Below are 11,724 nucleotides of genomic sequence, written 5' to 3' on the forward strand. Positions count from 1 at the left end.
CGCGGGTGCGCCCCGACCGCGCCGGCGGAGCTCCCGCCGCGCCCTGGCCGCAGGCCCTGCGCGCGCGGCCAAACCCGGGAGATCGATCACTCCGCTGCGGAGCGGCGCGGGCATCGTCCACCGCGCACACCTCCTGCCAATGAACTCACATTCCTCGTGACTCCGCGGAGCGCCCCACCTCGTGCGAGGCGCACGCCTTTGCTCGGGCGGAAAAGCCGAGCATCGTCCGCACGACTCCTCGAGGCGCCGAAGCACCGTGCGACACGAGCGCCGCCCGTCGATCGAGGTCGGTAGTCAGGACTCGCATGCGTGAGCCGAGGTATGCAGACAGCGACGATCACGCCTGCTCGTCGACGCGCATGGGGTCCCGAGACCTCAGGCAAGCTCGCGTGGTCGGGGGGGGAGGCATCACCCTGGCCTCCGCCGCGTGTGTTCAAGTGACCGGACGCCGATGAGTGAGAATGCCGAGATCGCCCGCCTGCAGGCGGAGAACGCCGCTCTTCGCCGCCGGATCGCCGAGCAGGACGATCACCGCGACTGGCTGGAGCGGCTGCTGCAGACCACCATCGATCACGTCGATTCGGTGATCTACCTGCGCGACGCGAGCGGCGTCTTCACCCATATCAATAACACCTACGAGAGATTGACCCATCTGTCGCGCGACGAGGTGATCGGCCGCCGCGACTGCGACGTGTTCCCCAAGGAGGTCTACGAGGCGTTCCGCGTCGCCGATCGCGAGGTCGTGGAGAGCCTGAAGACCTTCACCCAGGAGGAACTGCTCCCGCAGGAGGACGGGATGCATTTCTTCCGCTCGTACAAGTACCCCGTGCTCGACGCCGCCGGCAGGTTGATCGCGCAGGGCGGGATCTCGACCGACCTGACCAAACAGCGGCGCGCCGAGGCGACGCTGAAGGCGACCCAGTCGGTCTTGCAGGCGATCGTCGAGAACGCCCCGCTGGCGATCCTCGCCACCGACGCCACGAACACGTACGTCCTCGTCAGCCACGAGGCCGCGCGTCAGGTCGGGCGCACGCCCGGCGACGTGCTGGGCAAGCGGGTGCCCCAGATCCTGCCGGCGGGCGCGGCCGAGGCGATGATGGACACCACCGCGGAGGTGTTCCGCAGCGGCGCCACCCTCGTGCTCGAGCAGACGGTCCCGTGGGAGGGCAGCAGCAAGGTGTTTCTCACCCACATGTTTCCGATCCGCATGAACGGCGGGGAGGTCGAGGCAGTCGGCACCATCGCCACCGACGTCACCGACATGCGCCGCGCCGAGAGCGAGCACCTCCGCCTGCAGGCGGAGGTCATCCGGGCCCAGCGCAAGACGCTGCTCGAGCTGTCGACGCCGATCATCCCGATCGCCGACGGCGTGCTCGCGGTGCCGCTGATCGGCGCCATCGACCGCGAGCGCAACCAGCAGATCGCCGGCGTCCTGCTGGAGCGGGTCACGGCCACCCGGGCCGCGGTCGTCATCCTCGACCTCACCGGCGTGCGCTCCGTCGAAGCCGAGATCGTCGACGCCTTGATGCAGACGGTCCGGGCCATGCGCATGCTCGGCGTCGAGGCGGTGTTGACCGGCATCTCGCCGCAGGTGGCGAGCACGATGGCCGACCTCGACTCGCCGCTGCGACAGATCACCGTCCGCCAGACCTTGCAACACGGGATCGGCCACGCGCTCACGCGGATCCGCGAGCGAAGAGCCGGCAGCCGCCGCGCCGCGGCAGGAGAGCATTGATATGAGCAACGTCATCCCCTCGGAGATTCCGGTCATCGACCTGCTTCCCTTCGGCGACGGCGACGCCCCCGGCGCGGCCGGGGTGGCCGCGGCGTTCGACCGCGCCTGCCGCGACCTCGGCTTCGTGGTCGTGGTCGGCCACGGGGTGCCGCAGGACGTCATCGACGCGGCTCACCGCAGCGCCCGCGCCTTCTTCGACCTCGAGCTGGCGCTGCGCGACCGCTACGCCGCGCCGCCCGGCGGTTTCGTCGGCTACCGCGGCCTCGGGGCCGAGGGCCTGGCGTATTCGCTCGACCAGGAGTCGGTGCCCGACTTCAAGGAGACGTACACCGTCGGCCGCATCGACCGCGGCGACGAGGCCTACTTCACCTCGCAGCTCGGGCGCATGTACATGCCCGACCCGACCTGGCCCGGCGAGGTGGCGGACTTCGCCGCCAGCTGGACCGAGTTCTACCGCCAGATGGACCGCGTCGCCTGGCGACTCATGCGCGTGTTCGCCAGCGCCCTGACGCTCCCCGTCGATTTCTTCGACGACAAGGTCGACCGCAACATCAGCTGCCTGCGCGCCCTCAATTATCCGCACCAGTCGACCCCGCCGCAGCCGAACCAGCTCCGCGCCGGGGCCCACACCGACTACGGCAGCCTCACCCTGCTCAGCATGGAGGACGCCCCCGGCGGCCTCGAGGTCCAGCGCGAGGACGGCTCGTGGGCGCCCGTGCGGGTGCCCTCCGACGCGTTCGTGATGAACATCGGCGACCTGATGGCCCAGTGGACCAATGACCGCTGGCGCTCCACCATGCATCGCGTCACAAACCCGCCCCCCGACGCCGGCGGCAGCACCCGCCGGCAATCGATGGTGTTCTTCCACCAGCCGAATTACGACGCCGAGGTCATCCCCCTGGCCAGCTGCTGCGGCCCCGACCACCCGCCGAAGTACGGCCGCACCACCTCGGGCGAGCACCTGTTCATGAAGATGACCAAGGCCAAGAACCTCAACGTGTGATCGGCCGCGCCCTGCGAGCAGGGGCGGCGACGGTCCGTCCGCGGTTCCATGTCCATACGGACATCTCGATAAAGGATAGGACGCCGCGAGCGCCCGTCGGCCGCGATTCGCGAACTCTAACACCGTGATGCCACGGCCGGCGCAGGGGTCCGGCGACAGGACGGCCACCGCCCGACGTCAGGCCGCAGACCGGCCGCCCGGCCAGTCGATCTGTTTCACGTTCGTGATCTGGCGAATGCACTGCGCACACATGCGTGTGCTTCGATCGCTGCCCGTGAACGGAGTGACAACCCACAAGGTCGACCTGCACCTGCACTCGCGCGCGTCCAACGTCACGGACTACTACGCCGCCAACGCGTTCGCCATCCCCGAGTCGTACTCGGACCCGCGCAAGCTGTACCAATTGCTGCGCCAGCGCGGGATGTCGCTGGTGACGCTGACGGACCACAACTCGATCGACGGGGTCCGCGAGCTGCTCGACGCCGGGCTCGCCGACGTGTTCATCAGCGCCGAGATGACGACGACGTTCCCCGAGGACGGCTGCAACATCCACGTCACGGTCGCCAACATGACCGAGGCGCAGTTCGCCGAGATCCACCGCCTGCGCAGCAACATCTACGAGATGATCGCGTGGATCGACGAGCAGATCGCCGGCGAACGGCCGGGCGACAACAAGCTCGCCTACTTCATGACGCACCCGCTCATGAGCACGCAGAACCGGCCGTACGGCCGCGAGGGCGCGCTGACGGTGCAGCACGTCGAGCGGGCGCTGCTGCTGTGCCCTTGCATCGAGGTCCGCAACGGCTCGCGCACGCCGGCGCTCAACGAGCTGACTGCCCACCTGGTGCGCTCGCTCGACCGCGCGACGATCGAGCGGATGGCCGACAAGCACGGGCTCTTGCCCGGCGGGGCGACCCCGTGGCTCAAGGCGCTGGTCGGCGGCTCGGACGACCACGCGGGCATCAACCCCGGCCGGACCTGGACCGAGTTCGAGGCGGTCGGCCGCGTCACCCCCGACGTCCTCGTCGAATCGATCCGCCGCCGCGAGACCCGGCCCGGGGGCGTGCACGGCGGGCCCGTCACGCTCGCCAACGGCCTGCTCAAGCTGCTGCACGACGGCAGCGTGCAGCGCAGCGGCGGCGGCATGGCCACCCTGGTGCCGGTCGGCAGCCCGATCCACTCCCTGCTGCGCATGGTCTTCCAGTCGGAGCTCGACGGCCCGCTCGAGCAGCTGCGACTGCGCGCGAAGGTGCTGCTCCACCAGCTCGTGCGCGTCGCCGCCGGCGAGCGCCGCGGCGGCGAGCCGTTCGAGCGGGTGCTCGAGACGGAGGTCTACGCGCTGCTGGCCGACGCCGAGTTCCGCGCGCGGCTGGCCGCGGCGGAGCGGACCGACGACCGGATCTTCCTGGTGGTCGGGACGCTGGTGAACCGGATCTTCGCCCGCTACCTCGACAACGTCCGCGCCTCGTCGCGCCGCAGCTTCGTCGGCGCGCTCAAGGAGGCGATCGCGCTGCTGTCGTCGAACATCCTGGTGTCGCTGCCGTACCTGGTGTCGTTCCTGCAGCAGAGCTCGGACTGCATGATCGTCAAGGACGTGCGCAAGGCGTTCCAGCTGGTCGACCGGCCGCGCGTGGTGCTGGTCACCGACACCCTGTTCGAGATCAACGGCGTCTCGGCGACGATCCTGCGGATGCTGCGCGAGGCCGTCCGCCGCGGGATCGAGTTCACCGTGGTGACCTGCCTGAGCGCCGTGGAGCAGGAGGAGCGCTGCGCCGACCCGGAGATCGCGGCCTTCATCGCCGCTGGCCGGCTCAAGATCTTCACCTCGGTGGCGACGCTCGACTTCCCGGAGTACGACGGCCTGAAGATCCGCTTCCCGCCGCTGCTCGACCTGATCAAGTACATGCAGGAGTCGGGCTTCACCAAGCTGCAGATCAGCACGCCGGGGACGATCGGCCTCGCGGGCCTGCTGGCGGCCAAGCTGCTGCAGATCGAGACGGCGGCGACGTACCACACCAGCTTCCCCGAGTACGTCGAGAACTACACCCGCGACGTCAGCCTCGAGGCGCTGGCGTGGCGCTACATGATCCTGTTCTACCACTCGGTCGACGAGGTCCTGGTGCCGTCGCGCTTCATCGCCCGGCTGCTGCACAAGCGCGGGCTGCGGAACCGCAAGCTGCTGATCCTCGACCGCTGGGTCGACACCGAGCGCTTCCACCCCCGTCACCGCACGCGCGGCTTCTGGGACAGGTTCGGGCTCGTCGACGAGGACGCGCGCGTGAAGTTTATCTACGTCGGTCGCGTGGGCGTGGAGAAGAACCTGCACCTGATGGCCGAGGCGTACCGCAAGCTGCGCGAGACCCGGGCCGACGCGCACCTGATCGTCGTCGGCGACGGGCCGTACCGGCGCGAGCTGGAGCGCCAGCTCGAGGGCTTGCCGGTGACCTTCACCGGCTTCTTGCAGGGCGAGGCGCTGTCGCAGGCGATCGCGTCGGCCGACGTCAAGCTGTTCCCGAGCACGACCGACACGTGGGGCAACGCGCCGCTCGAGGCGCAGGCGTCGGGGCTGCCGGTGATCGTCTCGGACGTCGGCGGCCCGGCCGAATTGATGCGCGACGGCCTCACGGGCCTCAAGGTGACGGGCCGCGACGTGCCGGGGCTGTGCGCCGCGATGACCGTGCTGATGGACCCGACCACGCGCGGCGCGATGGGCAAGCGGGCGCGCGCGTTGGTCGAGGCGAACCGGCTCGACGAGCCGTTCACGGCGATCCTCGACTCCGAGGCGTATCGCCGCCGCTTGCAGCAACAACAGCAACAGCCGACCGCGGAGGCGCCGCCGTGGGCCTGCTTCGACCTGGCGGCGCCGCAGTTCGAGACGGAGGCGCGGGCATGACTTCCACGTGGCAACAATGGTTCGAGCGGGTCCGTCGATTCGACCCGGTCCGGCGCGGCCAGGCGCGGCTGCTGCTGTCGCGCGCCAAGCACGGGTCGCTGCCGGGGCACCCGCGCATGGCGCTGCGCGTGGCCCGGATGGTCCCGCTGCGCGAATACGACGAGTCGGAGTTCTTCGCCGGCGACGGCGCGCCGGCCGAGGTGGTCGCGCGCCGGCGCGACGGCTTCTCGCGCCTCGCCGCGCTGCTGCAGGCCCGCGCGCCGCAGACTCTGGCGCGCAGCGAGGAGCTGGCCCAGGGTCTGTCGGACGTCGCATTCGTCGACATGTACCGGGTGCCGTTCCAGTACCGCCGGCACGTGCGCGCGCACCTGAAGCTCGGCTGCCTGGTGGCCGCGTCGGACGGCGCCCGCGTGCAAGACCTCGACGGCAACTGGTCGTACGACCTCGGCGGCTCGTACGGGGTCAACCTGTTCGGGGTCGACTTCTACCGCCGCTGCATCGACCGCGGGGTCGAGAAGGCGCGCGACCTCGGCATGGTGCTCGGCGCCTATCACCCGATCGTGCTCGACAACGTCCGCCGCCTGCAGGCGGTGTCCGGCCTCGACGAGGTGTCGTTCCACATGTCGGGCACCGAGGCGGTGATGCAGGCGGTGCGGCTGGCCCGCTATCACACCGGCCGCTCGCACGTGGTCCGCTTCTGCGGCGCGTACCATGGCTGGTGGGACGGCGTGCAGGCGGGTGTGGGCAATCCGCGGCCCGCCGGCGAGGTCTATACATTGCGCGAGCTCGACGAGACCACGCTCGAGGTGCTGCGGACCCGCGACGACATCGCCTGCGTGCTCGTCAACCCGATCCAGGCGATGGCGCCGAACGCCGCCCCGGCCTCCGACTCGACGCTGGTCGCCAGCGACCGCGCGGCGCACGTCGACCGCGCCGCCTACCGCCGCTGGCTCCGTCGCCTGCGCGAGGTCTGCAGCGCCCGCGGGATCGTCCTGATCTTCGACGAGGTGTTCCTCGGCTTCCGCCTGGCCCTCGGCGGCGCCCAGGAGTACTTCGGCGTGCACGCCGACCTCGTGACCTACGGCAAGACCGTCGGCGGCGGCCTCCCGGTCGGCGTTCTGTGCGGGCGCCGCTCGCTGATGCGGCGCTTCCGCCCCGACCGCCCGGCCGACATCTGCTTCGCCCGCGGCACCTTCAATTCGCACCCCTACGTGATGGCGACCATGAACGAGTTCCTGCGTCACCTCGACGAGCCGGCGGTGCGCGGCGCGTACGCGGGGCTCGACGCGCTGTGGGACGGGCGCGCCGCGGCGCTGAACGAGCGCCTGGCGCGGCTCGAGGCGCCGGTGCGGTTCGTCAACCTGACCTCGGTGTGGACGACCCTGTACACGCGGCCGAGCCGCTACAATTGGATGCTGCAGTTCTACCTGCGCGCGGCCGGCCTGAGCATGAGCTGGGTCGGCACCGGTCGCTTCATCTTCAGCCACGACCTGACCGACGCCGACTTCGCCGCGATCTCCCGGCGGATCTGCGACGGCGCGGCGGCGATGCTGGCCGACGGCTGGTGGTCGAGCCCGGCGGGGCTGACCGACCGGGCGATCAAGCGCCGCGTGCTGCGCGAGCTGGTCAGCGCTCGCCTCGGCCGTGGATGACGTGATCCATCGGATCGAGCCACTCGCCCCGCAGCAGCTGCAGCGGGGCCTTGTGGTAGAGCATGATGTCGTGGAACGGGTCGGTGAGGATCTTGGTGAACCACACCGCGCCGGTCTGCGCATTGCGGGTCAGGCACAGGTAGAGCGTGCGCCCGACGAGCCCGACGAAGCCGAGCGCGAGCCAGGACCAACCGACGTGATCGAGGTACCCGCGCCAGTCGACGTGCGGGCGGATCGCGCCGAACAGCGACGGGCTGATCCACAGCAGCGCGGGGATCACCGACCACGCGGCCAGCAGCACCAGCTTGCGCTGGAGGTTGAAGCCGACCTTGATCTCCTCCTTGTGCGCGAAGGTGGCCTGGTTGATCTCGTCGTAGCCCTTCGGCTCGAAGAAGAAGTGGCCGATCTGGCGTGACCACATGGCGATGACCCATCCGAGCAGGGCGGCGGCGATCGGGTTGACGGGGATCAGGACGTAGGCGGCGAGGAAGCAGCAGGCGCTGAAGAGGTGCAGCGCCTGGTTGACGCGGCTGCGGTGGTAATAGCGATGGTCGTCCCAGCGCTGCTCTCGCAGCTCCTCGAGGAACGACAACGGGCGGGCGCGAACGGTGGACTCGGTCATGCGGGCTCTCCTGGCGGTCGAGGGCTGGCGGCGGGGGAGGTCGTGAACAGCGGCTCGCCGACGCGGAGGGTCGCGCCCTCGACCACCGCGTCGGCCAGGCGGTAGCCGCCGGTAGCGAACACGAGGATCGTCGAGCCGTTCTCGAAGTACCCGAGCTCCTGGCCGCGGACGAACGCGGCGTCGCAGGCGATCCGGTTGTCGCCGCGGTAGCGCAGGTCGAGCGGGTGGGCGAGGAAGTGGAGGCGGACGCTGGCGACCAGGATCGCGGCGACCGGGATCATGGTGATCGCGCGGCCCGGCTGGTCGAGCTCGAGGTCGAGGACGACGCGCTCGTTGCGACAGAACAGCCGCTCGACCCGACGCAGCGCGATCGGGTTGACGTTCCACGTGTCCCCGGAGACATAGACGACCCGGCGGATCCGCCCATCACAGGGGGCGTGGAACCGGTGGTACATGCTCGACTTGAGGCGCAGGGTGACGAAGGTGCCGTCGCGGTGCTTCTCGACCAGCTCGCGGTCCCGCAGCAGGTCCATGAGGGTGTACGGGAAGCCCTTGGCCTGGAACAGGTCGGTGCCGTCGATGCGCCCGCAGGCGCCGACGACCGCGTCGCACGGGCTGACGACGACGGTCGGGTCGGGGTCGATCGGCCGCGCGCCGGGCCGCAGCTCGCGGATGAAGCAGTCGCGCAGGCTGGTGAACTCGCGCCGCTTCGCCTCGTCGAGCCGGAGGTCGCCGGCGAACCGCTGCCACACCGCGAGCGAGAGGCGGGTCAGCAGCGGGCTCTCGATCCGGCTGTACCAGCCCATGAGCAGCGTCGCGTAGCGGCGCGGGATCCGGTTGGTCAGCAGGAAGTTGAGGTCCTCGCGCAAGAACAGGCGGGCGAGCGCGGACAGCTCCGCGGCGGGGCGCGCGGTCGGGGGGCTCGACTCTCGATCCATGGCGTACTGCCGCCGGGGGCGGTCACGATGGAGCTTGAGCGCGAAGTGTTGGCGATCGGTGTTGCGCGGGTGACGTTTTCGCCGGGGGCGTGAATCGACGACGGACGGGCGGGGGCTCCGTCGCTCGCGTGCGACGGACCTGCGACCGGCCCGTGTCGCAACGCGAACGTGCGGCGACACGGTCGTGACGATGAGTCATTCCTCGACGAACGCCACGTCGATCCCCGCCCGATGCGCGCACAGGTAGATGCACTTCGTCGCGTTCTCCTGGATCTCCACGCAGCCGTCCTCGCCCGTCAGGTAATTGTAGCAGCAGCCGTACATGCAGGCGGCGTTCTCCGGCAGGTTCGCGGGCATCGCCAGGCAGGTCTCCTGACAGTGATCGAGCTCGCTCCCGCTGCCCTGGTCGAGCGCGCTGCAGCCGGGGAAGTCGACCTTCGGGTTGCCGACGACGTCGCAGCAGCCGTCCATGCAGGCCGCCTTGCTCATCATCGTCGGTTCGTCGTCGACGTCGGCGGCGAGCTCGTCGACGAGGCCGGGGCGGGCCGCGCCGCGCTCGGTGACGGCGGCCTCGTCGACGCCCTCCGGGTCGCAGCCGATCGCCGGGGCCAGAGACAGGGAGCAGCAGAGCGAGAACATGGACATCGTGCGCATCGTTCACCTCGAGTTCGTCCGCGAACGAGCCGCCGTACGCCGTGCAACTGCGCCCGGCTCCGACCCATGCCCTCGCGTCGTGCTACGAATCGCACGGCCTCGCCCGTGAGTCGAATGACGTCGACGCATGGCAGCCATGAACCGCATTCATCTCTCGCCGGCGCCGCGCGGTGTCTCCTGAAGACGAGCGAAGAGTCCCGACCGTGCGCCGCGGCGCGGCATGTCCGGGGGACCTCGATGGGGACCGGTTCGACCGCCCGGGCGCGCGCCATCGTCCGCCCGAGCGCGGTAGATCGTCTCTGCGACGGGCGTTCGCCAGCCCGCCGGCCTCGGCGCCCCCACGATGCCGGCGTGCTGCTCCGCATTTCGCCGCGGCGTCAGGCGGGCGACGGTATTGTCAATACCGCAGAATCGTCGCAGGCGCGCCGCAGGACCGTCACGACCTCGTGTCCGCAGTGTCTCGCCGCCGCCGCGGGCCTCGACAAGGGCCCCGGACGAGGCGGCGCGTGTTCGTCTCGCGCTTCGCTACTCTCGCGCCATGTCGACCTTCGTCCATCGCCTCGGTCTGTCTCTGTTCGCCCTGGCGGCCTGCAGCGACGACACATCGCTCGCCACCGACACCGACGAGCCCACGAGCGGCAGCACCACGACCACCGGCCGGCCGGAGACCACCGCGAAACCCACCACCGCGGAGCCCACCACCGCGGAGCCCACCACCGCCGCGCCCACCACCACCGCCGAACCCACCACCGACGCGACGACGACCACCACCTCGACCACGGACCCGATCGATCCCTCGACCGGTACCACCACGGGCACCACCACCGGCGACGACACCACCACGACCACCACCACCGGCGACGACACCACCACGACCACCACCACCGGCGAAGACAGCACCGGCACCAGCACCACCACGACCACGACGGGCGAGCCGAGGTTGTGCGCCGACGGCGAGAAGAACGGCGACGAGACCGACATCGACTGCGGCGGCCGTAGCTGTCCTGCCTGCGTCGACGGGGCGGCGTGCAACGTCGACGCCGACTGCGCGAGCATGAGCTGCATCGACGGCACCTGCGGCTTGCCCCTGCCCGCCTGCGACGACACCGAGCAGAACGGCGGCGAGACCGACGAGGACTGCGGCGGCCCCGACTGTTCGCCGTGCGGCGACGACCTCGCGTGCGCCGTCCCGTCCGACTGTCAATCGCAGGTGTGCACGGGCGGCGTCTGTAAGGCGCCCACGTGCGACGACGAGGTCGCCAACGGCGGCGAGTCGGACGTCGACTGCGGCGGCCCCGATTGCGACCCCTGCGATGACGGCCTCGCCTGCGAGGGCCCCGGCGACTGTCAGAGCGGCGTCTGCGACAATGACGTGTGCGCCCCGCCCGGATGCAACGACGGGGTCGAGAACGGCGACGAGACCGACGTCGACTGCGGCGGCGACACCTGCGATCCGTGCGACGACGACCAGGCTTGCGAGATCGACGCCGACTGTCAGGCGAATTCCTGCGAGAACGGCGCCTGCGTCGGCCCCAATTGCCAGGACGGGGTGAAGAACGGCGCGGAGACCGGCATCGACTGCGGCGGCCCCCAGTGCGCGCCGTGCCCGGCCGGCCGCCTCGTCATCAACGAGGTCGACTACGATCAACCCTCGAACGACACCGCCGAGTTCATCGAGCTGCTCAACACCGGCAACGCGCCCATCAACCTCGCCGGCCACTCCGTCGTCCTCGTCAACGGCGCGGTCAACCAGACCTACGCGACGATCACCCTCAACGGCAGCATCGCCCCGGGCCAGTACCTCCTCATCGCCCACGCCAACTTCCCCGTCCCGCCCGGCGCGCTCCACGTCACCATCGCCAGCGGCATCGTCCAGAACGGCGGCAGCGACCCCGACGGCATCGCCCTCGTCAACAACAACACCAAGACCCTGGTCGACGCCCTCTCCTACGACGGCGCCATCACCTCGATCTCCATCCCCGGTCTCGGCGCGGTCAGCCTGGTCGAGGGCATGGCTCTGCCGGCCAACGTGATCGACAACCCGAACTCCACGGGCTCGCTGGCCCGCCTCCCCAACGGCTTCGACAGCAACAACTCCGCCTCCGACTGGAAGTTCACCAAGAACATCACCCCGGGCGCGGCCAACCTGCCCTGAGGACCGCTCGAGCCGATGGCCTGACTGCATGTCTCGTGCGAGTCGAGGCGTGCAGGAGCGGTACTCACCACC

8 protein-coding genes are annotated in these 11,724 nt (G+C 70.2%); 5 read left to right on the forward strand and 3 right to left on the reverse strand.

Annotated elements, in window-relative coordinates; translation table 11 throughout:
• Positions 1–451 precede the first annotated feature (451 nt).
• The 4 genes from O0S08_RS33885 to O0S08_RS33900 all read left to right on the forward strand — a co-directional run bounded on the left by O0S08_RS33885 (position 452) and on the right by O0S08_RS33900 (position 7,283).
• A complete protein-coding gene (locus O0S08_RS33885) occupies positions 452–1,735 on the forward strand; it encodes a PAS domain-containing protein (protein ID WP_269033570.1) in 1,284 nt (427 codons plus the stop codon).
• A gap of 1 nt (position 1,736) precedes the next feature.
• Positions 1,737–2,738, forward strand: coding sequence for an isopenicillin N synthase family dioxygenase (locus tag O0S08_RS33890; protein WP_269033571.1), 1,002 nt, complete (start codon positions 1,737–1,739; stop codon positions 2,736–2,738).
• A gap of 274 nt (positions 2,739–3,012) precedes the next feature.
• Positions 3,013–5,631 carry a glycosyltransferase gene (locus O0S08_RS33895; protein WP_269033572.1) on the forward strand — a complete coding sequence of 873 codons (2,619 nt, stop codon included), beginning with the start codon at positions 3,013–3,015 and terminating at the stop codon, positions 5,629–5,631.
• Positions 5,628–7,283 carry an aminotransferase class III-fold pyridoxal phosphate-dependent enzyme gene (locus O0S08_RS33900; RefSeq protein ID WP_269033573.1) on the forward strand — a complete coding sequence of 552 codons (1,656 nt, stop codon included), beginning with the start codon at positions 5,628–5,630 and terminating at the stop codon, positions 7,281–7,283. The genes O0S08_RS33895 and O0S08_RS33900 overlap by 4 nt, the downstream gene beginning before the upstream one ends.
• On the opposite strand, the gene O0S08_RS33905 is transcribed toward O0S08_RS33900, so the two are convergent.
• The 3 genes from O0S08_RS33905 to O0S08_RS33915 form a co-directional block, all read right to left on the reverse strand.
• A complete protein-coding gene (locus O0S08_RS33905; RefSeq protein WP_269033574.1) occupies positions 7,258–7,905 on the reverse strand; it encodes an Mpo1-like protein in 648 nt (215 codons plus the stop codon). The genes O0S08_RS33900 and O0S08_RS33905 overlap by 26 nt on opposite strands.
• On the reverse strand, positions 7,902–8,843 hold the full coding sequence (gene asd / locus O0S08_RS33910; protein WP_269033575.1) for an archaetidylserine decarboxylase: 942 nt from the start codon (positions 8,841–8,843) through the stop codon (positions 7,902–7,904). Before asd ends, O0S08_RS33905 begins: the two co-directional genes overlap by 4 nt.
• Before the next feature lie 195 nt (positions 8,844–9,038).
• Positions 9,039–9,497: a hypothetical protein gene (locus O0S08_RS33915; protein ID WP_269033576.1), complete on the reverse strand. Its 459-nt coding sequence runs from the start codon at positions 9,495–9,497 to the stop codon at positions 9,039–9,041.
• 538 nt (positions 9,498–10,035) lie between these two features.
• Here O0S08_RS33915 and O0S08_RS33920 point away from each other — a divergent pair.
• Entirely contained in the window at positions 10,036–11,652 is a 1,617-nt protein-coding gene (locus O0S08_RS33920; protein ID WP_269033577.1) for a lamin tail domain-containing protein, read from the forward strand.
• Positions 11,653–11,724 lie beyond the last annotated feature (72 nt).

This window comes from Nannocystis punicea (genome assembly GCF_026965555.1).
GTDB lineage: Bacteria > Myxococcota_A > Polyangia > Nannocystales > Nannocystaceae > Nannocystis > Nannocystis punicea.

Bases quoted from the DNA above. Each gene is read 5' to 3' on its own strand.
- O0S08_RS33885 (WP_269033570.1), top strand. From the start codon at position 452: ATGAGTGAGAATGCCGAGATCGCCCGCCTGCAGGCGGAGAACGCCGCT.
- O0S08_RS33890 (WP_269033571.1), top strand. From the start codon at position 1,737: ATGAGCAACGTCATCCCCTCGGAGATTCCGGTCATCGACCTGCTTCCC.
- O0S08_RS33900 (WP_269033573.1), top strand. From the start codon at position 5,628: ATGACTTCCACGTGGCAACAATGGTTCGAGCGGGTCCGTCGATTCGAC.
- O0S08_RS33905 (WP_269033574.1), bottom strand. From the start codon at position 7,905: ATGACCGAGTCCACCGTTCGCGCCCGCCCGTTGTCGTTCCTCGAGGAG.
- asd (WP_269033575.1), bottom strand. From the start codon at position 8,843: ATGGATCGAGAGTCGAGCCCCCCGACCGCGCGCCCCGCCGCGGAGCTG.
- O0S08_RS33915 (WP_269033576.1), bottom strand. From the start codon at position 9,497: ATGCGCACGATGTCCATGTTCTCGCTCTGCTGCTCCCTGTCTCTGGCC.
- O0S08_RS33920 (WP_269033577.1), top strand. From the start codon at position 10,036: ATGTCGACCTTCGTCCATCGCCTCGGTCTGTCTCTGTTCGCCCTGGCG.